This is a genomic window from Streptomyces lacrimifluminis, from assembly GCF_014646095.1.
Classification (GTDB): Bacteria; Actinomycetota; Actinomycetes; order Streptomycetales; family Streptomycetaceae; genus Streptomyces; species Streptomyces lacrimifluminis.
This window is the reverse complement of the sequence record NZ_BMMU01000036.1, coordinates 43,195-66,795: the sequence shown is the minus strand read 5'-3', so window position 1 is coordinate 66,795 and position 23,601 is coordinate 43,195. Positions and strand designations below refer to the sequence as shown.

The following is a 23,601-nucleotide window of genomic DNA, read 5'->3' as shown; positions in this document are numbered from 1 at the left end:
GCAGGAGACCACGACGTTCAGCTCCTCCGCGCCCGCGATGACCTACTGGTGGGCCCTGTGGTTGTTCGCGTTCGGTGCCCTGGTCGCGGGGCGGATCGTGATGCCGCTGTGGCGCAACGTCTATCACCGGTTCGAGGTCGTGGCGGTGGTGCCGGAGTCGGACGGCGTGGTGTCGGTGCACGTCACCGGCCGGCACCTCGACAGGCTGCCGGCCAGGGCGGGCCAGTTCTGCATCTGGCGGTTTCCCGGTCACAACCACTGGTGGCTGGCGAACCCCTTCTCGCTGTCGGCGGCACCCGACGGCCGCACACTGCGCCTGACGGCCAAGGCGGTCGGCAGCACCAGCGCCGGCCTGCGGCACCTCCCGGTCGGGAGCCGCGCGTTCGTCGAGGGGCCGTACGGGGCGTTCACCTCGTTGCACCGGACACGGCCCGGCGCACTGCTGATCGCCGGAGGAGTGGGCATCACGCCGGTGCGCGCCCTGCTGGAGGAGGAAGCGGGCGGCGATGTCGTCGTGCTCTACCGGGTGCGCAGCGAGGACGACGCCGTGCTGGTCGATGAGGTACGAACTCTGGTCGCGGACCTCGGTGGGCAGCTGCACCTGCTCACGGGCCGTACGGGGGAGGGCAGCGCGCCGTTCGAGCCGGAGAGTCTCCGCGCTCTGGTTCCCGACCTGGCCGAACGCGACGTGTACGTCTGTGGCCCGCCCGCGATGACCTCGGCAGTGCTCAGCTCCCTGCACGGACTGAAGGTTCCCCACCTGCAGGTGCACGCCGAACGGTTCGGCCTGGGCTGACGGCGTTGAGGCTCCGATGGGCGCGTCCATCGGAGCCTCGGCGCAGATCCGCGGACTCCGGCCCACTACCACCACTCACCGTGCGGTTTCGAAGCCCTGCCCAGTAGTTGTCGGGCTGGGCGAAACCGGTGTGGAGCGTCGGCACGCAATTCCTGATCAGCGGCGCCAGTTCCCCGCTCAAACCTTCGAGCATGGCGATGGGCGGCGCTCGTTCCCCCGCCTGAGAAATAAGCGCGCCGACCCAGGGCGATCTCTGTACCGTGCGATGCGTCCTGCCCCGGCGCACCTGCTTTTACGCAGACGGGGCCTCGCGCGTTCGGCGGATCAGTAGCGATGGCCGGGGCCCGTGCGGGTGTTGGCCCCCCAAGGCTCCAGCAGACGGAAGCGGCTCTCCGTACGTGCTCTCTGTTGGGTTCCGTGACTGATGACAGCCGCAAAGGGTGTCACCAACGCGGCCAGGATGCAGCTGTGGCTGGTGCCGACCGTCTTCTCCAGAGCCTCGGCGAGGTTCCGCCACAGATGCCACCCGTCTGTGCGATCTGCTTCGGCTGCGGGGCGCCGGTGCGGGCGTCCTTCGTGTGGGCGCCGGCCCGGTTCCGGTAGATGACCTTTGTCTCGGGGTGACCGCGCAGCCAGTCGGCCAGCGGTGCGGCGCGCCGGTCGGGCAGCACATCGGGCGGTCGGCGGGCCTCCAGGTTGATGAGGATGGTCACGTACGAATCACCCTTACGTAACTCGAAATCGTCCACGCCCAGCACTCTGACCTGGGCCGGAGGCGATTCGGGGACGGCGCGAAGGAGATGCGGGAGGGTGTCCTTCGCCACGCGGATGCTCAACGCGCCGGCAAGCCGCGCCTCAGCATGGACCGCCCGCCCGTGTCAGGGTGATCGAGGTGAGCACCGTTCGAAGCAGTGGGGGTAGCGGGTGTGAGGGCTGGTCAGCCCTTGCATCTGTTCGGCGAACATCATCGCCGGGCAACGGGAGTTGAGGCACGTGAAGCGCCGCGCCAAGAACCCGATCGCGACGGGGGCCGCGCCGGTGGGTGCGTCAGCGAGGCGGCGCCGGTACCGCCCGTGCACCCGCCCGGACGTACATCTCGCCGGGAGCGTCCGGCACGAGTACGAAACGTGACTGCCTCGGCCACTCGCTCGACGGACTCCACGACCACACCTACCGAATGCGGCAGCAACCGTCCTGCACCGCCGCGGTGCTCTTACCCGCGGACAGACCTCCTTCGTGCACGGCTCCGCGCACCGCATAACACCGGCATACCGCAGGGATCACCCAGCGACACCACTCGAGGGCAACCCGAAAAGGGTCGGTAACCGCGACCCGCTCCAACCCCGGGAACTGCAAGGTTGAAAGACGCTCGAACGACCTTCGTGCCGAGCGGATTGTGTGACGCGCGAGCGGCCGTCTAGGATCTTCCAGATTAGTCATGTGCATGACATGACCTTCGCCCCCCCACGAGAGGAATCCGAACGTGAGCGCTTTGCGACGCCGCGCCGCCAAGACGGCGGGCCTGCTGACCGCCACACTGGCCAGTGTGGCTCTGATCCAGGCGCCCGCGGCCCAAGCCGCCGCCGACCAGGCCTTCACCCTGCGGGTCAAGGTGACCAACGCAAATGGGGCCGCGGGTCCCGCCGACTCCGTCGTTGCCTTTGTCATCAAGCCCGACGGCACCCGCGTCAGCAACACCTGCACCTTCGTCAAGCCGGGGGAGTGGACCGATATCCCCGTCAGTGCCCCGGTCGGCTACACGTACGTGGTGTGGGCCAGCGCGGCCTGCTACGACTTCCGCGACCAGAAGTCGATGACGGTCGAATCGACCACCACGCTGTTCCAGGCCGAACTCGTCAACCGTCTGCCGTAACCTGCCCCTCCGGCCCGGGTGGCGTTCGGCCCAAGGGCCGTCGTGCCGTTCGAGCTCGTGGACGTGGTCCTTGCGGAGGCGAGAGCAGTACAGCGGCAGCTGTGTGACCGGCCCTCGCGAGCCGGGGCTACTTCCTGCTGGCCATGTGCCTGTCCTCCGAGGTCGGCTATCGCCTCGTCAGGGACAAGCTGACCGTTGGTCTGTCCGGGATGCCCGTGGTCTGTCCGTCGGCGAAGGCCCTGCGTGATCTGCGCCGACGGATCGGCAGCACACCTGTGCGGGCGTTGTTCGGGGTGCTGGCCGGGTTGCCGGCCCTGCCGACAACGCCAGGGGGGCGTTTCAGTGCCTACCGGATGGTGTCGTTCGACGGCTGCAGTTCGCTGCGAGTCCCCGCATCCGAGCGGAACCGGGCCTGGTTGGGGAGGACTTCGCAGCACGGCTATCCGACGCTGGAGGCGGTGACGCTGGTCGAGACCGGCCCCCGAACGGCGCCGTGTTCGCCCCCACCGCCGAGGGTGACGAGCTGCGCTCACCGGCTACTGCACCTGCTGCGGCCGGACATGCTGATGCTGCGGGACAAGGGATCCGACAGCAACGCCTTCCTCGCGGCTGTCACCGACACCGGCGCCCAGGTCCTGGGCCGGGCTACGCAGCAACCGGCGCACGCCGATCCTCACCACCAGCGCTGGGAGCACGAATCGACGTACTGCGCACTCCGCCACACGATCATGAACGGGCGCAACCTGCGCTCGGGCGACCCGGCAGGCATCGAGCAGGAGATGTGGTCCCTGCTCACGCTCAACCAGGCCCTGCGCACCGTGATGGTCGCCGCCGCTGAGTCCCTCCCCGGAACCGACCGGGACTGCTGCTGTTTCGGTATCGCGCTCCACACCGCCCGCGACCAAGTGATCCAGGCCACCGGCGTCATCCCGCGGACACCGATCGGGACCCACTCCTCGGGATGCTCGGCCACCGGATCCTGACAGGCCTGCTTCCGCCGGGGCGGCACCGGGTCAGCACTCGCAAGGTCAGGTCGCGGATGTCCCGCTGCAGCGAGCGCCACGCCGGCGGCCGGCCCAACACCAGCTGCGGGGGGGGATCACACCGGATCTTCGCCGGTCGACCGGGCTCGGCCGGGCAGCAAACACCACTTGATCGTCGACCGGCTTGGCACTCCGCCGGCCGTCTGGCTGACCGGCGGGAATCGTCACGATGTCTCTCGGCTGATGTTGCTGCTGGACGCGATACCCCGCCTCCGCGGGGTACACGGCCGACCACGTTTCGGTCGGCTGTCACAGCAGCAAGCGCCGGGCCAGACGGGGAGCACGATGTACCAGTGCGGCTGCGGCCAGACCGGTCGCGGCGCCGACGGCGACGTCGGAGGGGTAGTGGGCGCCCGTGTGTACACGTTCGACCGCCACCAAGACGGCGGGCACCGCGGACACCGCGCCCGCCCAGGGCCACACCGCTGCCACTGCGGCGCTGAACGCCACGCCCGCAGCGGTGTGCCCGGAGGGGAACGACGAGGAGTCTGGGCGGTCATGGACCTCCGGGTGCGAGATCCATTCCTTCGGCGGCCGGCGCCGATGCCATATCTGCTTGAGGACACAGTTGGAGGCCAGTTCCGCCACGGCCATGCTCGCCAGGCCGGCGGTCGCGGCCCTGCGCCCCCGCCGCCCGACGGTGGACATGACGGCGGCGGCACCCCACCACAGCTTGGTGTGCTCCGCCGTCGCCTCCACCGCCGGCAGCAGCCTGCGTACGGAGGGGGACCGCCACGACGCCACCCACCGAGTCAACCGGTGATCACCCTCACGAAGATCCGCCAGCACTCTCATGAATTGCGACTTCCCGATCTGCGCAGCGCCTAACTCGACGACCTCGGCAATTACCTCATCCGAGAGGGCGTCGGTCTTCCTCGCTCCCCACACGGAGCCCAGCCTCGCGCACGTAGGCCAGGCATGCGCGGCACAGGTCTTCCACGCCGTGGCCATCGGGACGGTCTTCCTCTCTGGCGATGCCCCAGCACCCGCAGTCCGCACAGGACCGCACCGGCCGGGGCCGGCCCGGTGCCGCGGCTGCGCCGAGTGGCGGCAGAAACCTGGACGCTATCCGCGGGAAAGTGCCCGCGATGCCGTCGGGGGCGGTGCCAGATACGCTGACTCAGTATCCCGGCTTGAGCAGGGATCTCGGCAGCCGCCGCCTTCAGCGGCAACCGCACCTGATCGAGCATCTCCGGCGCGACCACGGCCTCTCTCGGCGTCCCGGATCGCCAGCGCGCACCCCAGCACGAGGCCACGGCGCGGCTGGGATGCTGCGTCCCCTTCGCCGACCGGAGGTGGGTCTCCCCTCCAGGAAGCCACCCCTGCCCCAGCCGACGGCTGGGGCAGGGCCGCTCGTTGTCAGGCATGACCTGCGTGATGCGGGATATTCGACCGGAACGCCCGGCAGGGCATACCCAATGATCCACGGTGACGCGAGGGGCGGGCCATACCGGTGACGAGTGCGGACGCGGTTTTTGCGTGGCTGGGGGTCGGCGCGTTGCTCGCGGCCGTGCTGCCTCGTGTCCTGGCCGGACGACCGCTGTCGCTACCGCTGGTCTTCCTGCTGTGCGGCGTCGGCGTGTATTTGCTGCCCCTGCCGCTGCCCGTGATCGATCCGGTGGATGACCGGGTGGTGGCCGAGCATGTCACCGAGGTCGTGGTGATCATCTCGTTGATGGGTGCGGGGCTGGCGCTCAACCGGCCCTTCGGGCGGCACCGGTGGGGCGCGACCTGGCGGTTGCTGGGTGTCACCATGCCATTGACGTTCGTGACCACCGCGCTGGTGGCCTGGTGGTTGCTGGACTGGCCCCCGGCCGCCGCGCTGCTGCTGGGGGCTGTCCTGGCGCCCACAGATCCGGTGCTCGCAGCGGAAGTGCGGGTGGGCGAGCCCACGGATGACGAACACGATGAGGACGAGGTGCGGTTCGCTCTCACCAGTGAGGCGGGCCTGAACGACGGACTCGCGTTTCCGCTGACGTACGCGGCCGTGGGGCTGGCCGCCGCCGCAGGCAGCGGCTGGTCGGCTGAGTGGATCGGTCCGTGGGCCCTGCAGGACTTCGCGTTCAAGTGCGCTGTCGGTGCGCTGGGCGGGCTACTGATGGGGCGGCTGCTCGGTTGGCTCTTCTTTTGGACACGGTCAAGGGCGCTGCGGCTGTCGCAGCACCGGGAGGGTTTCGTCGCGTTGGGCGCCACCTTCCTGTCCTACGGAGTGACGGAGCTTGCCGGGGGTTATGGCTTCCTGGCGGTGTTCGTCACCGCGTGCGCCATCCGGGCCGCCGAGCGAGCACACGGCTACCACAACGTCCTGCACGACTTCATGGAGCAGGTGGAGCGCCTGCTGACTGCGGCCGTGCTGTTCCTGCTGGGTGCCTTCATCGCGCTGGGCGGCCTGTCCGCTCTCACGTGGCGGGGCGCGGTCACCGCATGCGTGGTGCTGCTGGTGATCCGGCCGCTGTCGGGGTGGGCCGGACTGCTGCGGAGCTCCCTGGGGAGCCGGGAACGCTGGGTCGTCGCGGCATACGGCGTCCGGGGCATCGGCTCGTTGTACTACCTTGCCTACGCCCTGGGCCAGCATGGCTTCGCTGTCCCGCAGCGGGAGCTGTGGGCAGTGGTGACCTTCACCGTGCTGGCCTCGGTCGTGCTGCACGGTGTCACGGCGGGCCCGGTCATCGCACGCCTCGACCGACTCCGAGAGAACCGATCTATCTAGCAGCCGCGATTTTGCAGCACTCGCGGCACTCAGCCGGTACGACGACATCGTCACCCTCTACCGGGACAACGTCACCTTCACCTCGGAGCGCGGCAACGTCCTGATCCTGCCGGGCACAGAGAGTGCCCGTGGTGTGCCCTCCCGGCCCTACTCCGCCGCGTCGGTGCCTGATAAGCCCTGGCTACGGGCATCCGCGTGGAGTGGGTGCCGTGGCGGCAGGAGGGGCTTGTGCACGAACACACGAAGAACCCGCGGAACGATTCGGCGGCGCCCGACCGCCGGAGCGCTCGCCTGGCGTCCGTCACGGATCAGGAGGTCCGGGCGGACACACCGATGACTCCGGCATCGGCTCTGTTCCTCCAGACCACCGTCGGCAACGCGGCGGTCGCCCGGAGGATCCAGCAACAGCGGCACGTCCACCACCCCTCCGGCGGCGGACGGGACACCGCGACCGGTACGGACGCCGAGGCAGAGGCCGCACCGGTACAGCGCTCCAGCGTGCACGACGTCCTGCGCTCCCCGGGCCGGCCGCTGGCCGAACCGGTGCGCACCGAGATGGAGTCGCGGCTGGCGGCGGACTTCCGTGCCGTGCGCGTCCACGACGGCGCCCCGGCAGCCCGGTCCGCGGCCGAGATCGGCGCCCGCGCCTACACCTCGGGCGACCACGTCGTGCTCGGCCGCGGCGGCTCGGACGACCACACCCTCGCTCACGAACTCACCCACGTGATCCAGCAGCGGCAGGGCCCGGTGGCCGGCACCGAGATCGGATCGGGACTCCGGGTGTCGAGCCCCTCCGACCGCTTCGAGCGCGCGGCCGAGGCGAACGCCACCGAGGCCCTGCGTCGCCCGCTGCCCGCACCGGTGGCCCGACCCTTCCCGGGAACCGGCCTGGTGTCTCTCGGGGGATCACGGACGGATGACCACTCGCCGGCGCCGATTCAGCGTGCCCCAACGGCGACCACCCCTGCTGCGCCGGTCGCGACACAGGTCGCCCTCACGCACCTGACGGCAGACGATCTGGAAGGCGAGTGCGGCGGCTTCGAACGCAGGCGGCAGTTGAGCGTCCACCCTCCTCAGCAGGGGGTGATCGTCCAGGAGATCAATCGGGTCTTCGCCGTGGAGCAGTGGGACGGTCAGGCGTGGACCGCCCTGCCGAGTACGGCCATCGACGCCTACGTCACGGCAAAAAGCTCGACCGTGAACGCCACGGTCGGCCGCTATTGGGAGCTGTGGGAGGTCGACGCGCAGGGCAACGTCTCCGACGGCGCGGAGGACACCTTCGGCCTGCCCTCCATCATCCCGGGAAGGAAACGCGTGAACACCACGCGAGGGACCTACACGATCACGGGGGACGCGGTGTTCTATCCCACTACCGCGGCGCCGGGCACTCTGGGATTCACCCGGGGCGGGGCTGCGCCCGCCGGGGGCCTGTTCAGCACCACGGCCGACCCGTCGGGGACCATCACGGCCAGCGGACTCACCGCCACCGGCCAGCCGGTGCGCTGCCGGGTCGACGTCTCGTGGGACAGCTCCGCGAGCGACAGGTACTCGGTGGTCACCATGACGTGAGCCGACCGGGCGCTGGGCGGTCGCGATCACCACCCACATCAAGACTCGCACCCCGTAAGGCGCCGCGTTCGCTCATCCCTTGGCCCTCCCCCTCGATCATCAAGTCCAGGGGAACGGAGCGGCCCGGCGGCGCCGATGGAGCGGATGGAGCGCACGAGTGGCTTCCTCTCGAAGATCCGGACGGGTCGCGATCTTCGCAGCGGGCGGGATCCGCCCGGCGCCGGGCGATCCGCCGCTGGCTCACCCGCACGGATCGGTAAGTCACAGAGGCTGTGAGGCAGCCGGCCCCGGCGCCGCGTTGCCGGCAGCGATGTTGCCAGGCCCGGCCGGATGAACCTCCAGGGCGTGCGGCTCCGTTCCTGGAAATGGACGACCCGGAACCTGCCGCCCCCGGCCCTGGGCCGCGTCCCGCTGCAACCGCAGCAACTCCCCGTCATCCAGTTTCAAGGCGTGGGCCAGTGCCTCCACTGCATGGGCTGAGGCAGCGGCCCGTCGGACTGGAAGGCCTCCGACACCGTAGTACGCCCCAGCCCCGAACGGCGGGCAAGTTCCGTCTTGTTGATCCGGTTGCGGGCTAGGTTCTGTCTCTTTGATGCCGCCCAGCACAACCGCTGGTCAGTACGCACGTACACCACGGCAGTGAACACGGCCCGCTCATCACACGGAGCCGTCCCGCTGCCCTGTGGACGAGCAGCGAATGGCGGCGGCAAGAGCTCGTAAAGGGTCCTGGGTGGGCCTTCTTGAGGCGTCGTCAGCAGGTGAGGCTGAGTGTCAGGGAGACGAAGGCGTCGTGGAGTTCGAGGCGTCGTTCCCCTCGGATGGCGAGGCGTTCGAACTGGTGGAGGAGGGCGAAGGCCTGCTCGACGACGTAGCGGGGTTTACCCAGGCCCTTGATGGTCGGGGCGCCTTCGCGGGAGATGGCCGGCACGATCCGGCGTGTGCGCAGTTCACGGCGGACTACCCGGGAGTCGTACGCCTTGTCGCCCAGGATGGACTCGGGGCGTCGACGGGGACGGCCCGATGCTCAACGCCCGGCCACCGGCGGGATGCCGTTGACGAGGCCGAGAGTCTGCGTGATGTCGTTGACGTTCGCCGCAGTCGTGATGACGTGGAGCGGAGTGCCCTTCCCGTCGCAGATCAGATGGTGATTGCTGCCAGTCTTCCGCCGGTCGACCCGCGATGGACCGGTCGCGTCTCCCCTTCTTTGGCGCGGACGTGGGAGCCGTCCACGCACGCGCGGGTCCAGCCGAGTTCGCCGGCCGCGTTCAGCTCCGCGAGCAGGATGCGGTGCAACCTGTCGAAGACGCCTGCCTGCTGCCAGTGGTCCAGGCGCCGCCAGCAGGTCTGCCCCGAGCCAAACCGTAGCTCCAGGGGCAGGAGCTGCCAAGCGACGTCCTGGTGCAGGACATACAGAATGCCCTCCAGACATAGCCTGTCCGCCACCGGCTTCGGCCCCGGAGACCGCTCGGGCCAAGGCGGCAGCAACGGCTCGATCAGCGCCCACAAGCCGTCCTCCACGGTCCACGGCCGAGTCGTCAAGGGCACTTGCGTGGGCAAAACCAGGTGGGTCGTCGGACAGACCCTCGCCTGGCTCCACCCTTTCAGACTGGGCTCGTGGGCGCCCTCTTTCCGGAATGAATGGCGGCACCGGGGCAGCCGGGACCAGAGGGGCGTACCCGGGCGGGAAGCGCTGCGCCCTGGTCGCCTGGCATGCTGGCGCCGTGGACAAGCCAGCCCCAGTCACTCCCGACGCCCCCGGCGCCATAGCCTTCCCGCTCCTCACGCAGCAGTGGCTCGACCTGTGCTTTGTCCACTGGTCCATCGCCCCAGAGGCGGTAGCGGGGCTGCTGCCGCGCGGGACCGTTCCCGACACGCACAACGGGGTGACGTACATCGGTCTCGTCGCGTTCCGGATGCACCGGGTCGGCTGGTTCCGGCTGCCAGGGGTGCCGTACCTCGGGTCGTTTCCGGAGACCAACGTCCGTTTGTACTCGGTCGACGGTCATGGCCGGCGAGGGGTCGTATTCCGGTCGATGGACGCGGCACGGCTGATCCCCGTCGCGATGGGACGGGCCACCTTCCGGCTGCCGTACCTATGGTCCCGGATGAGAGTGCGCAGGTCCGCCGGAACCGTCACCTACACGAGTTCCCGACGCTGGCCCGGCCCGCGAGGCGCCTACAGCCGTCTCGTGGTGCGCCCCGGTGAACGCATCGCGGAGCCGACCGAGCTGGAGCACTTCCTCACCGCGCGCTGGGGGATGCACAACACCTTCTTCGGCGGGGCCGCCCATCTCCCCAACCACCATCCACGCTGGCCCCTGCACCGCGCCGAGCTGGTCACGTGCGAGGAGAACCTGATCACCGCGGCCGGGCTGCCTGCGCCACGCCAGGAGCCGGTCAGTGTGCTGTACTCCCCGGGTGTACCCGTGCGCCTGGGCCGCCCGGCGGGTATTTCCACACCCTGATTCGCAGACACGGGGAAACTTCAGCTCGCGCATTCCCCACCCTTCTGGTCACGGTCTCCCGGCAGGGGGTGAGGGCCGAGGACTGACCAAGGATCTGCGAGTCCTTGGCAAGCCTGGCCTCACGCAAGTACCCCATCGCTCGAGCGAGATGCCGCGTGCCTCGTCGGATTCGCCGAGGCCGCCGAGCGGATCTCGTGAACGCCCGGCAGGGGCAATTCCCGGCCGGGCGTCCCGCATGAGGGTGTTCAGTGCGACCGGCGTGCCGGGGGCAGGGCGCTGAGAGCCTCCGGGGGGACGGCGTGGTCGAGGAGGTGGAGGGGGGCAGGGCGGACTCCGGCGGCTTCGGCGGCGTCCCAGTGGGCGAGGGCCCCGGGGAGGTCGACGAGGCCGTGGACAAGGGGGAGTTCCCTACCACCTGAGTCCGGGTCGGAGAGGTGGGCGTGGAGGAGGGACTCCAGGCGGCAGGAGGCGAGGGTGCCGGGGAGGTGGAGCGTGAGGTGGTGCTGGGTGCGGGCGGTGGCATGGCCGGTGAGGGCGGCGGCCGGGAGGTCCGGCGACAGGTGCGTCTCGGTCGAGTCCAGGGCCAGCAGGCCTCCTCCGACGAGCAGCACGTCCTGCTCGTGACGCATACGGTCCAGGGCTCGCGTGGTGTCGAAACAGTGGGGGAAGGAGTCGTCCACGACGATCGTGCCGGGCCGCAGCCGGTCGACGTCCAGCAGGGTCGTCGTGCTGCCGCTCACTGCCGTGACGATGACGTCGGCCTCCCCGTAGACCTCGGTGGGGAGGGCCCTGGCGTCGACCGACTCGACGACCTTCACGGGCATCGCGGGGTGCTCGGCCGCCAGTTCCGCGGCCAGGTCGTGGAGGCGGGGTGCGCTGCCGGGCACGTCGCAGAGCAGGAGACGGGCCGGCGGGTGGGGGCTACGGGCGAGGAGCAGGCGCAGCGATGACGTGCCGATGGATCCGCAGCCGACGACGGCGAGGGTGAGTTCCGCGAGGTCGCGGTCCGTCGCGGTGAGGGCGGCGTGGACGGTCTTGACCACGGCGACGGTCGTGGCCGCGTGTCCGGTGGTGAGGGTTGGGGAGGTGCCTGCGGTCGTGCTGGTCGCCGAGGCCTCGCGCAGGACGTCGTAGCCGTAGCCGGTGAGGGACGGAATCATGCCTGCCAGCGAGACGCAGCGGGCGCCGAGGGTTGCGGCGTGTTCGACGGCGTGCGCTGTGAGGGCGGCCAGGGTGGTCGGATTGCCGGTGGGGAGTGGACCGGTCAGTTCGTCGGCGAACAGCGGGAGTGAGACGAAACCGGATCTGCCCAGCGGACTGGTGACGCTCTCCAGGAGCCTGGCCTTGCCCTCCGGGAACAGCAGGGCGCGGATGTGTTCGCGGCTGGGGGCCGCGTGGGTGGGGAATCCGGCGAAGGCGGCCAGGTGGTGAGGGGCGGGGAGGTATCCGATGAGGGCGGCGTCGAGGGCCGGGGAGGCCGGGGTGGAGACGTCGCTGCGCTGGATGACTGCTTCTTCGAGCTGCTTCCTCAACTCGCCTGCGAAATCGAGGAGTTCGCCCGACGTGAGGGCGGTCGCCGCCGCGCGGGCCGTCACGCGCAGGCCTTCGCCGTCCGGGGAGGGGCGTACGGCAAGGAGGACGTCGGTACCCACCGGTGGCGGGGCGAGCGCGGTGTCGGTGTCGTCGGCCTGGAGGGTCAGAGTGGCGTCGGGGGGCGGGCCGAGAGCGGTGAAGTCGAGGAAGGTGAAGAAGAACTGGGCGGTACGGGGGAGTCCTTGGGGCGTACGCAGGTCCAGGGGGCCGGTGGCGCGGGCCACGATCGACTCTGTGGACATACGGCGGAGGTCTTCGTCGAATCCGGGGACGGGAGCGAGGGAGGGGGAGGGGACGAGGCCGGGGACGAGGTCCGGGCGCAAGGCCACCGCCTCGCTGAACGGGCCGAAGACGCGGTGGGCGTCCCGCGTGGTCTCGTCCCGTCCGGTGACGGCCAGGCCGAGGACCAGGTCACGGCGGCCGGTGAGGGTGGCGAGGGCGCGGTAGTACGAGGTCAGGACCGGGGCGTGCAGTGTGGTGCCGCAGGTACGGGCCAGGCCGCGCAGGGCGTGGGTGCGGTCGGCACCGAGGGTGAAGGTCGTGGTGTGGAAGCCGGGGGTGAGGGCGCCGGAGCGGAGTGTGCGTAGGACGGGTGGGGTGTACGGGGTGTGGTGGCGGGCGCGGTACTCCTCGATCTGCGGTTCCGGGGCCTGCGGTTCCAAGGCCGGTGGTCGGGGGATGTTGGTGGGACGGTGGTGAGCGGTCCGCTGGAGCACGTGGTCGCGGAAGGTCGACTGCAGCAGCTCCAGACCGTGGGGGAGGCCGCGTTCGAAACGTCCGTACACGGTGAGGAGTTCGCGGGTGAGGAGCGCCGCGCTGTAGCCGTCGCCGATGAGGTGGTGGGCGTGGACGAGAAGGACGTGCTCTTCCGGCGCGACGGTGAAGAGGCGCAGCCGCAGCAGGGGCCACGCCCAGGGTTCGAAGCGGCGGCGTGCCTCCTCGGCGGCCCGATCCTCCAGTAGTCCGGGGTCGGCCAGGGTCTCCGTCTCGACGGGGAGTCGTAGAGAGGCCGGGAGTTCCTGCTGCACGGGTGGGCGGGCGCCGGCCGGGAAGACCGTGCGGAGCATGGGGTGCCGGGCCATGAGGACGTCGACGGCGCGTTGGAACAGGTCCGGGTCGAGGAGGCCGCGGATACGGAAACGGGCCAGCCAGGCGGGGTTGCCGCCGTGAGCCCCGGTCGCACCGGGAGTGTCAGGTGTGCCGGAGGCGATGGCGTCGGCGAGGAGGAAGCCCTGTTGGGAGGGCGTGAGGGGGTAGGAGGCGAAGGGGTCGAGGATGGCCACTGGTTCGGGGTGCTGACTCGCGGTCGTGGCCGTCGTGGCCGTCGTGGCCGTCGTGGCCCTAGTGGCCGTGGCGCCGGCGTCGATGGCGGCAGCCAGGGCGCTCAGTGTGCGGTGCGTGTAGACGGTGGTCGGACGAGGCAGCACGGGGTGTTCGCGGCGCAGGCGGGAGAACAGTTCCAGCACGCTGATGGAGTCGCCGCCGAGTGCGAAGAAGTCGTCCTGGCCGCTGATGCCGGACTCCGGTACGTCCAGCAGTTCGGACCAGGCGCGCGCCAGCAGGAGCTCGGTGGGGGTCGCGGGAGGCCTGCCCGGGGATTCGGTGTCCGTGGGCTCCTTCCGGAGCGTGAGCCGGTTGCGGTCGATCTTGCCTGTGCCGGTGAGCGGCAGGGCCGCCAAGGAGTGGATGCGGGCCGGGAGCATGTACGGGGGCAGGGTGCGGGAGAGGTGGGCGCGCACCTCGCGTGGGTCGAGGGTGTACGCACCGGTCCTGGGCTCCGCGTACGCCACGAGCCGTCCGTCGAGCAGCAGGACGGCCGCGCGGGCCACGCCGGGGTGAGCGAGCAGGGCGGCCTCGACCTCGCCGAGTTCCACACGGTGGCCGCGGACCTTGACCTGGTCGTCGAGTCGGCCCAGGAACTCCAGTACCCCTTCGGCCGTACGGCGGACGCGGTCGCCGCTGCGGTACCAGCGGCGGCCGTCCCTCTCCGTGAAGGCGGCGCTGGTGAGGTGGGGGTCTCCCAGGTAGCCGGGGGTGAGGCCGGTTCCGGCGATGAGGAGTTCGCCGGATTCGCCGGGGGCGCGCTCGCGGCCGTCCTCGCCGATCACCGTCAGGTAAGTGCCGGCGATCGGGCGGCCGATGGGCAGGTGGCGTACGTCGTCGGCGGGCCGGGTGTCGATGATGTGGCAGGTGGCGTTGATGGTGGCCTCAGTGGGGCCGTAGAGGTTGGCGATCCGGTGGGGGCCCGGGTGGTGAGGGGTGTGGCCGGTGGGGGTGCCGACGAGGTCGAACCAGCGGCGTACGTGGGCCGCCGGCAGGGCCTCGCCTCCCACGTGGACCCAGCGCAGGGCGGAGAGGTCGGGGGCCACGCCGTTTTGGCGGGTGCGTTCCTCGGCGGCGGTCAGTAGGCGTTCCCACAGCGTCGGGACCGAGCTCCACACCGTGATGCGGTCCTCGACGACGCGGTCGAGCAGCGCCTCGGGGTCGCGCAGCAGGTCGCGCGAGAGGGTGTGCACCGTTGCGCCGCTCAGCAGAGGCGCCAGCAACTGCCGTACGGAGGCGTCGAAACAGACCGAAGCGGTCTGTGCGAGCCGGTCGCCGGGGCCGTAGCCGAAGGTGGCCAGTGACCAGTCGAGGTAGTTCGTCATCGACCGGTGGGTGATGGGGACGGCCTTGGGCCGACCTGTCGAGCCGGAGGTGAAGATGACGTAGGCGATGGCCTCGGGGCCGGGGTCGCCGTCTCCTGGGGCGACGAGCGGTGCGGCGTCGACGGATTCCGCAGTGCTGACCGGCGTGATCCCGTCCAGGCCGGTGGCGGCTTCGTGGGTCGCCGCGTCGCAGACCAGTACGCGAACTGCCGTGCGGGCCAACTGTTCCCGGTGCCGGGCGGTGGGGTGGGTGGCGTCCAGCGGCACCCATCCGGCGCCCGCCCGCAGGATGCCCACGACTCCGGTCACCGTGTCCGTGCCGCCGGGTTCGGTGAGCAGTCCGACCAGGTCGCCGGGGCGTACACCATGGGCGCGCAGCCGGGCGGCGAGGGCGGCGGACGCGGTGTCGAGGGCGGCATAGGTGAGGGTGGTCCGGCCGTCGGTGGCGACGGCGATGGACTGGGGCGTGGCGCGGAACCGGGCGCACAGGCGGGCCACGACCCCGCCGCCGTCCGTGCAGTCCGCAGTGTCTGCGCTGTCCGCGCTGTCCGCGACGGAGATCGGAGTGGTTGAGGCGCGTGCGGCGGAGACCGGGGTGGCTGACGGGCCGGTTACGGCGGCGCGCAGTTCGGTGACGTACTCGTCGGCGAGGCGGCGTACGGTCTCGGGGCGGAACAGGCGGGCCGGGTAGTTCCACGACAGGCGCAGCGCGGCGTCGGCCTCCCAGCACAGCAGGCCGAGCCGGGTGGCGGCGGACGCGGTGGCCGCGGCCGTGGGCGTGACGGTGACCGGCCAGTCGGGGCCGTGGACCACAGGGAAGCGGGCGAGGCTGAACCCGGCCTCGGCCGCGGTGCGTGGCGCCGGGCCCCTGGCGGGCCGCAGTTCGGCCAGTAGCCGGGCGAAGTCTGTGCTGCTCAGGGTCGCGTGGGCCTCGGCCTCCCGCCAGATCCGCCGTAGCCGGTCGGCGAGCGAGATGACCGGCTCGTCGGGGTCGACGTCCACGAACACCGGCAGCGTGTCGGCCAGCGGCCCCACCAGCCGCTCGATGCCGACGATCGGCGACTCCCGTCGGGCTCGCGCCACGTTGACCGCGACGGCCCGCCGCCCGCTCCACCGGGCCAGGCAACGGCCGTACGCCGCCAGCAACAGGTGGAACAACGAGACCCCGTTGCGCGCGGCGGTCTCGCGGAGTGCGGCGGTCAGTTCCTCGTCGATGCCGGTGCGGTGGTGGGTGAGGGGAGGGACGGGGGGTACTTCGGGATCGCCGTCGTACGGCAGGGAGAGGGGTGCCGTCGCAGTGGCGAGGGTGTGCTCGGCGAGGCGGTCGCGCCAGTACCGCTGGTCCTGTGTGAACGCCGGGGACTGGCGCTCGGTGGTGACGGCAGCCACGTAGTCGGCGAACTCGGCCTGGGCTGCGGGCAGCGCGTCGCTCCTCTCGTATGCGTCGTCGCCGCGCGCGAGGGCCGTGTAGCGGGACCAGAGCTCCTCGGCGAGGAGTTTGAGGCTGTAGCCGTCGACGGCTGCGTGGTGGACGACCAGGAGAAGGTGGGCGAGGTCCGTGTCGTCACCGTCGTGGACGAGGACGGCTCGGACCGGGTCCTCCGTCGTCAGGTCGAACGGGCGGTTGCACAGGGTCTGCTCCAGCTGTGCCAGGTCCTGCGGTTCCCGGACCTCGTACCAGCGAGGTGCCGTGTCGACGGGACCGGCGGGTGCCGCGTACTGGCGTGGGCGGGCGGAGGTGTCGGTGATCCGCATCCGCAGCATCGGGTGGCGGGCGGCGAGGTGGGCCAGTGCCTGGCCCAGAAGGACGGCGTCGAGGGGGCCGCTGACGCTCTGGCGTACGTAGCCGTGGGCGGTGATGCCCTCGTGGAGGGTTTCGGTGGTGTGGAAGGCGAGTTGGAGGGGGGTGAGGGGGAGGGTGCGACGGCCCTCGGCCGTGGTCGTCGTGGTTGTCGGGCCAGGCGGGTACGGGGTGGGGTTCGCCCTCGGTGGCTCGGTGGTCGCCAGGTGGGTTGCCAGTTCGCCGATCGTGCGGTGCTCGAAGAAAAGGGTGGCCGGCAGGGGGCGGCCGATTTCGCGTTCCAGGCGGCGGGCGAGGTCGACGGCGCTGAGCGAGTCCAGGCCGAGGGTGAGGAACTGTTCGTCGTCGCCGATGTCCTGCGGGGAGCGGTGCAGGGCGTCGGCCAGGAGCCGGCGTATGACGGCGGTGATCGGGTACGGAGCGGTGGCGGTGCGTCGGGCGGCTGTGTCGTCGGAGGGGGCACGGTCGATGTGGGCGGGCGGCTGGTTCGGGTCGTCGCGTCGGCCGGTGGTGTGCGGGTGGGCCGTGCTGAAGCCTGCCCCTGTCGGAACGGGTGCGGGGTCCGTGACGTCCACGCCCGTCACCAGGACGTGCGCCGCGTCCAGGCCGACCGCCGCGTGGAGGCCCGCAAGGGCGGCCTCTACGGTCATGGGGGCCGTGGCGCGTGCGGGCCCGTGAGGCCGGAGTCGGCTCCGGGCGCCTGTTCCGCTCGCCAGTCCCGTGTCGGTGACGGGGCCGAAGGCGATCGTCTGCCAGGGGCGGCCGGCGGCGCGTTGGGCGGTGGCGAAGGCGTCGAGGAAGGAGTTGGCGGCGGCGTAGTCACCGAGGGCGCCGGCCAGGCCGGGCAGTACGGCGGAGACGGACGAGAAGACGATGCGGAGGGCGTCCTTCTGGCCGTGCCGGCGCAGGGACTCGGCGAGCATGGTGGTGCCGTGCACCTTCGCGGCGAGTACGGCTTCTATCTCGTGGTCCGACTTGGCGCGCAGACTGCCGGGGCGGGCCGTGCCCGCAGCGTGGAACACCGCGGTCAGCGGCGGCAGGCCGGCGATGAGCTCGTCGACGTCGTCCGCGTCGCCGACGTCGGCCGCCTGGTAGCGGGCGCGGGCGCCGAGGGCGCGTAGTTCGGTGAGCAGCGCGCGCGGTGGGGTGGGGGTCCGGCCGGTGAGGACGAGGGTCGGGGCGCCGCGTTGTGCGAGGTCACGGGCGAGCGCGGAGCCGAGGCCGCCTGCACCGCCGGTGATCAGGTACGTGCCGTTCGGGGGCAGTGGCGCCGGGGAGATCGGCGGAACGAGGGGTGCGGCCGCAGGCGTACGGGTGAGTCGGCGGCCCGCCCTCCAGGCGACGGTGCCGCCCGCGCCGGAGCCGAGTGGTGTGGTGTGCAACTCGGCTTCCAGAGCGGTGAGTTGCGCGTCGAGCGCGTCCTCGGAGGACAGGTCGACGCTCAGGGACGAGAGTCCCGGGAGCTCCTCGGGCATGGCCAGGGCGAAACCGTGCAGGAGGGCCTGGGCGGGGCGGGTGCGGGCGGAGGCGTCGCCGCTGCCGGTGCTGCACGCGTTCTCCGTGACCAGCAGCAGGCGGGCGGGAGCCGTGCCGAGCGCTCGCAGCACCTCGCGGAGGGCGGAGACGGCGGCGCCGGTGTCCGGCTCCGGCCCGGTCGTGTCCCCGGCGAACCACAGCACGGCGTCCGGGGCGGCCGTGTTCTCGGTTTCCTCCGAGGCTCCGTTCCGGGCCGACGCCGGTTCCGGTGCCAGTACCGTAACTCCGCCCTCGGTGAGCCGGGCGACGACCGATCGCCGCAGGGGAGTGTCGGCGCCGGTCAGCCGTACGACACGGGGGCCGGGGCCGGCGGTGAGCGGGGCGTCGCGCCAGAGGAGGGGCTGCGGGGCGGGTATGCCGTCGGGCGAGGGAGGTGCCGTGGATGATGCACTTGCCGCACTGGGCCGGGGCGCCGTGTGGAGTCCGTCCGGCCAGTGGTGGCCGCGCTGGAACGGGTACGTCGGGACGGGGACCCGTCGACGTACCGTGCTGCGGGCCGGAGACGACGGGGACAGCGGGGCCCCACGGGTCCAGAGTCGGCCCACGGTCCGCAGCAGGGCCTCAGCTCCCGCTGCCGCGTCGGACGGAAGGGCGGGCAGGACCGCCACTTCGGAGGACATGACGCCGGAACGCGCGGCGGCGGCTGCGTGGATCGGGCCGGAGAGAGAGGCGCCCGGGCCGAGTTCGACGAAAGTGTCGTAACCCTCGTCGAGGAGCCGGGAGACGGCGGCGGCGAAACGGACGGGGCGGATCGCGTGGTCGCGCCAGTAGCCGGAACCGGGGGTCAGGTCGGGGCCCCACCGGCCGGTGACCGTGCTCAGCATCGGGACGGTGGCCGGGTGGACCGTCAGGGCCTTCGCCGCGTTGTGCAGGGGGCCGAGTACAGGATTGAGCATGGGGGAGTGGAAGGCGTGCGAGACGCGTAGACGGCGGGCGGCGACGCCACGGGCGGTGAGGGCCGCGACCGCCCGGTCGACGGTCTCCGCCTCGCCCGCCAGCACCACCTGCGTGGGGGAGTTGACGGCGGCGACGCAGAGCGTGCCGTCGGATTCGGCGACCACGGCGGCGACGGTGTCCTCGTCACCCCGTACGGCCGCCATGGCGCCCGGCGCGGCCAGCTCGCCCACCAGGCGACCGCGTTCGGCGGCGAAACCGACCGCCTCGGCCAGCGGCAGGGCGCCGGCGACACATGCTGCGGTGATCTCGCCGACGCTGTGGCCCACGACCGCGTCGGGCGTCACGCCCCACGCGGCCAACTGCCCGGCCAGACCCGCCCCGAACGCGACCAGCAGCGGCTGTGTCACCTCTGTGCGGGCCAGGGCCTTGGGGTCGGCGTCCTCGTCCAGGCACCAGGCGGCCAGACTACGGCCGAGAATCGGCCCGGTGAGGGACGAGGCCTCCTCCAGGACGTCACGGAACGCGGGTGCCGAACGGTACAACTCCCGGCCGAGAGCGAGCCGTTGGGCCCCCTGGCCGGGTAGGACGAACACCGTGCGCGGCCGGGTCCGCACGGGCTTCATCGCCGCCCTCGCGGAACCCAGCCGCCCGACCCCTCCGGTCTCTCCGACCGCGCTCTGCGTTTCCGCTTCCTCGAGTTGCTCCGCGAGGTCCCCCTGCGCTACCACGGCCAGTCGGTACGGCCCCTCGTCCCGGGCGGTGTTGACGGTGGCGCACACGTCCCCCTCGTCCAGTTCGGGGTGAGCCCGCAGATGCGCGGCCAACTCGGCGGCGGCGACGCGCAGTGCGCCTCCGGTGCGGGCGGACAAGGTCAGCAGGTGTGGGCCGCAGGTGGTCCGGGGTATCGCGGTAGCGTCGGTGGCCGCCGCCCCCGCCACGTCCCTCGGTGCCTCTTCCAGGACCGCGTGGGCGTTGGTGCCGCCGAAGCCGAAGGAGTTGACGCCGGCGATCAGCGGACGGCCCTCCGCGCCGGTCCACTCCTCGTACCCGGTGACCAGGCGGAAGCCCGGGGCGGTGTGTGCGAGAAAGGGGGCGGGCGGCCCGGTGTGCGAGGAGGGCGGGAGCCGGCGGTGGGAGAGGGCGAGGACGACCTTGACGAGGGCGGGCATGCCGGCCGCGTTGAGGAGGTGCCCCAGGTTCGCCTTGACCGAGCCGAGTCGTCGTGGGACGCCGTCGGCGCGGGGCGGGAACGCCTGGCCGAGAGACTGCGCCTCGACGGGGTCGCCGATCGGCGTTCCCGTGCCGTGCGCCTCGACGTACGACACGTCGGCCGGATCGACGCCGCACTCCTCGTAAGCACGGACGATCACCTCGCGCTGGCCGCGCGGCGTGGGGGCGAGGAGGCCGAGCGAGCGGCCGTCGTTGTTCATTGCCGTACCGCGGACGAGGGCGAGGACCGGGTCGTCGGCGGCGCGGGCATCGTCGAGGCGGGCAAGGACGATCGCCGCGCCGCCTTCCCCCGGTGCGAAACCGTCCGCGTCGGCGGCGAACGCGCGGCACCTGCCGGTCGGCGACAGCGCGCCCGTCGCCTCGAGGAGGCGGTGGCCGGTCGGGGTCAGGCCCAGGTTGACGCCGCCGACCACCGCGAGGTCGCATTCGCCGGCCAGCAGACTGCGTCGGGCCAGGTGCAGGGCGACCAGCGCGGAGGAGCAGGCCGTGTCGACGGCCAGGGCGGGGCCGTTCAGGTCCAGTACCTGGGAGACCCGGGCGGCGATCAGGTTGGGGAGGTTGCCGGTGAGGGCGGCCGGGTGGCGGGCGAGGTCCCCTTCGGCGGCCTCGGCCAGGATCTCGCGGTATCCGCTGTCGCCGGTCGCCGTGAAGACCCCGATCCTGCGGCCGGCTCGCCGGGGGCCCGCGTATCCGGCACGCTCCAGCGCCTCATGGGCCAGTTCCAGGAAGATCCGGGCCTGCGGGTCGGTCGCCCGTGCCTCCACCTCGTCCATGCCGAAGAACCCGGCGTCGAAGGCCGCGGGATCGGGAAGGAAGGAACCCGAGCGGGGCGTCGGGCGGTGCCCCTCGTTCCCGCGCCGGCCCTCGGGTATCTCGCCGATCGTCTCACCACCGGCTGCGAGCAACTCCCAGAAGGCCTCAAGTGTGTCGCCGTCGGGGAACCGACAGGCCGCGGAGAGAACAGCGAGGGCTCCGTCATCGGAACCGGGTCTTGCGGGAGCCGTAAGCCCTGCAGGGGCGCGGGGAGCCAGGCGATCAGCCACGACGTGCCCGCCGCTGCCACCGGACGGTTCCGCCCGAGCCGTGAGGCGCCCGTCCGACTCCGCGGCCGACAGCAGCGCGAGAACATGCCCGGCAAGACCCGCCACCGTGTCGTGGTCCCGCAGCGCACCCGGCTCCACCGTCAAGGAGAACGTGTCCTCCAGCGCGGCGAGCACAGTCATCGCCTTGAGCGAGGACCCGCCGAGGTCGAAGAACCGCTCCTGAAGCCCGACTTCGGACACGGGCAGCTCCAGCACGCCCGCCCAGACTTCCCGTACCGACTCCTGAACCTCGCGCAGGGACCGTGGAGCGACCACTCCCGCCCCGGCCGTCCCGCCCGCCACCGTGGCCGCCGTGCCGACCCAGCGCTCCTCCACCGCCGTGTACGTTCCGCCCTCGAAGCGCGTCCGCAGCACCCCCCGGCGCAGTTTGCCGCTGGTGGTACGGGGGAACGCCCCCGGCGGCAACGGCAGCACCCGTACGTCGTCGTGGCCGAGGACCTCCCGCAGTCGGCCGGCGGCGGCGCGGAGCACCGGTGCGGCGACGGACGGCTCGGGCCGTGCCCACTGCACGAACGCGACGACCCGCTCGCCCCCGCCGTCCGAATCCGTGGACCCCACGACCGCCACGATCCCCGCCGGCAGCCCGGGCGTCGCGGCGACCGCCTCCTCCAGGTCCGAGGAATGAAACGTGCGGCCGTTGACGAACACCACGTCCTTGTGGCGCCCCGTGACGCACAGCCGCCCGTCCCGCAGGAAGCCGAGGTCACCGGTACGCAGCCAACCGTCACCCCCGAACGCCTCCGCGCTCGCCTCGTGCGCCCGGTGGTACCCGCGCCCCAACTGCGGCCCCCGCACCTCCACATGCCCGACCCGCAGATCACCCGACAGGACGCCGGATTCGCCGGTGATCCGGACCTCGCAGCCCTCCACCGGACGCCCCAGATCCATCAACTCCACGGCCTGCGGCCCCACTTCGGTCTCCGTCACCCGGCCCCGGCTGAGTGCGGCCCGGTCCAGCACGAGCGGCGCGGCGGTCTCGCCGAGCGGTGGCACGGTCACGGCGAGGGTGGCCTCGGCCAGGCCGTACACCGGCAGCAGGGCGCGCGGGTCCAGCCCCGCCGGAGCCGTCAGGGCCGTGAACTCCCGCCATACGCGCGGTGCGATGGGCTCGGCGCCGACGAGCATCAGGCGTACACAGCCGAGGTCGAGACCGGCGAGCGCGGTCGCCGGGACGCGGCGTACCGCGAGGGAGAGGGCGAAGTTCGCGGCCGACAGGAGCGTGGCGCGGTGGCGGGCAACGGCCTCGAACCACAGGGCGGGCCGCTTGGCGAAGGACAGCGGCTCGATCCGTATCTGCTTCAGGCGCGCGGCCATGGGGACGAGATGCGTGCCGATGAGGCCCATGTCGTGGAAGTACGGCATCCAGGTCGCGATCACATCGTCCGAGGTGATCGCCATCGCGGCCCGGATCTGGCGGAGGTTGGCGAGGATCGCGGCGTGGGTCAGCTCCACGCCCTTGGGTGTGCCGGTACTGCCGGAGGAGAACTGGAGGAAGGCGACATCGTGCGTAGCGGGCCGGTGGAGGATCTGCAGCGGGCGGCCGCGACGGAGATCGTCCAGCTTCAACACCGCTGTTGTGCCGCCCGGTTGCGTATCAGGCCCGTCGCTCGTCCCGGTGACGACGGCGGTCGTCGACTCGTCCGCCACCACGGGCGGCCTGCCGAGCAGTTCCCACACCGGGCCGATCCGGCGCGGCTCCGGGGCGAGGGGGACGGGTACGGCCCCTGCCGCCAGCGCGCCCCAGAACATCGGCTGGAAGGTGTCACCCCGGTCGGCGACCAGTGGCAGCGGGGTGCCCGGTGTCACGCCCGCCGCCACGAGCCCGCCCGCCACGCGCAGTGCGTCGTCCCGGAGTTGGGCGAAGGTGACCGAGTGTTCGCCGCCGTCTCCCCGGACATGCACGACGGTCTGGCCGGGGGCCTCCCGCGCCGCCCCGAGCAGTACGTCCAGCAAGGTCGACGCGGCTCCGCCGTTCACACCTTCAGTCGATCTCTCCACCCTGCGGACCCTACTCGAATGGCGGGCACGAACACGGAGGCCTTCGAGCGCCCATGAGTCCTGGGCAAGGGAGTTCTCGGGCAGTGCCTTCGTCTCGGGGAAGACCATGCTCGTGGTGTGGCTGGGGGCCGGTGGATGGAGGTACAGGCTCCGCTGCTCTCCCTGGCCGGCACGCTCTCGGCTCGATCACTGCGGACCGGATGAGAACGTGAGGACACAGCGACGGGCCGCCATTCCTGCCGCTCCTCCATCGGCAGTCTCAGCCCGACGACCAGCGCCGTCACCGTCGATGCCGACGGCACCGGCCCGTTGGCCTGAAACGCCAACTGCACCGTCGTA

The 23,601-nt window shown here is 71.7% G+C and carries 9 protein-coding genes and 2 pseudogenes; 7 read left to right on the top strand and 4 right to left on the bottom strand.

Features of this window, described 5'->3' with window-relative positions:
• A partial coding sequence (locus IEY89_RS34860) for a ferredoxin reductase family protein (RefSeq protein WP_444545549.1) occupies positions 1–796 on the top strand: 796 nt, incomplete at its 5' end.
• Positions 797–1,239: 443 nt separating this feature from the next.
• On the opposite strand, the gene IEY89_RS34855 is transcribed toward IEY89_RS34860, so the two are convergent.
• A complete protein-coding gene (locus IEY89_RS34855) occupies positions 1,240–1,509 on the bottom strand; it encodes a hypothetical protein (RefSeq protein ID WP_229695587.1) in 270 nt (89 codons plus the stop codon).
• A gap of 770 nt (positions 1,510–2,279) precedes the next feature.
• Here IEY89_RS34855 and IEY89_RS34850 point away from each other — a divergent pair.
• The 3 genes and pseudogenes from IEY89_RS34850 to IEY89_RS34840 form a co-directional block, all read left to right on the top strand.
• Positions 2,280–2,669, top strand: coding sequence for a hypothetical protein (locus tag IEY89_RS34850; protein ID WP_189151542.1), 390 nt, complete (start codon positions 2,280–2,282; stop codon positions 2,667–2,669).
• Positions 2,670–2,803: 134 nt separating this feature from the next.
• Positions 2,804–3,652 (top strand): transposase domain-containing protein, encoded by an 849-nt coding sequence (locus tag IEY89_RS34845; protein WP_308437478.1) that lies wholly within the window; start codon positions 2,804–2,806, stop codon positions 3,650–3,652.
• A 111-nt stretch (positions 3,653–3,763) separates the two neighbouring features.
• Positions 3,764–3,949: pseudogene (locus IEY89_RS34840) on the top strand (IS5/IS1182 family transposase); the annotation flags it as partial.
• 12 nt (positions 3,950–3,961) lie between these two features.
• On the opposite strand, the gene IEY89_RS34835 reads toward IEY89_RS34840, so the two are convergent.
• The gene (locus IEY89_RS34835; RefSeq protein ID WP_229695586.1) at positions 3,962–4,456 is read right to left on the bottom strand and encodes a phosphatase PAP2 family protein; all 495 of its coding nucleotides are present in this window, start codon (positions 4,454–4,456) and stop codon (positions 3,962–3,964) included.
• Positions 4,457–5,165: 709 nt separating this feature from the next.
• On the opposite strand from IEY89_RS34835, the gene IEY89_RS34830 reads away from it, so the two are divergent.
• Both IEY89_RS34830 and IEY89_RS34825 read left to right on the top strand, forming a co-directional pair.
• Positions 5,166–6,422 carry a cation:proton antiporter gene (locus IEY89_RS34830; RefSeq protein ID WP_189151539.1) on the top strand — a complete coding sequence of 419 codons (1,257 nt, stop codon included), beginning with the start codon at positions 5,166–5,168 and terminating at the stop codon, positions 6,420–6,422.
• A gap of 333 nt (positions 6,423–6,755) precedes the next feature.
• Positions 6,756–7,991, top strand: coding sequence for an eCIS core domain-containing protein (locus IEY89_RS34825; protein ID WP_229695585.1), 1,236 nt, complete (start codon positions 6,756–6,758; stop codon positions 7,989–7,991).
• Between the two features lie 751 nt (positions 7,992–8,742).
• Here IEY89_RS34825 and IEY89_RS34820 read toward each other — a convergent pair.
• Positions 8,743–9,530: pseudogene (locus tag IEY89_RS34820) on the bottom strand (IS5 family transposase).
• A 182-nt stretch (positions 9,531–9,712) separates the two neighbouring features.
• Between IEY89_RS34820 and IEY89_RS34815 the strand changes: the two are divergent.
• Complete coding sequence (locus IEY89_RS34815) at positions 9,713–10,456, top strand: YqjF family protein (RefSeq protein WP_189151537.1); 744 nt, start codon at positions 9,713–9,715, stop codon at positions 10,454–10,456.
• Between the two features lie 245 nt (positions 10,457–10,701).
• On the opposite strand, the gene IEY89_RS34810 is transcribed toward IEY89_RS34815, so the two are convergent.
• The gene (locus tag IEY89_RS34810; RefSeq protein WP_229695584.1) at positions 10,702–23,262 is read right to left on the bottom strand and encodes a non-ribosomal peptide synthetase/type I polyketide synthase; all 12,561 of its coding nucleotides are present in this window, start codon (positions 23,260–23,262) and stop codon (positions 10,702–10,704) included.
• Positions 23,263–23,601: the final 339 nt, after the last annotated feature.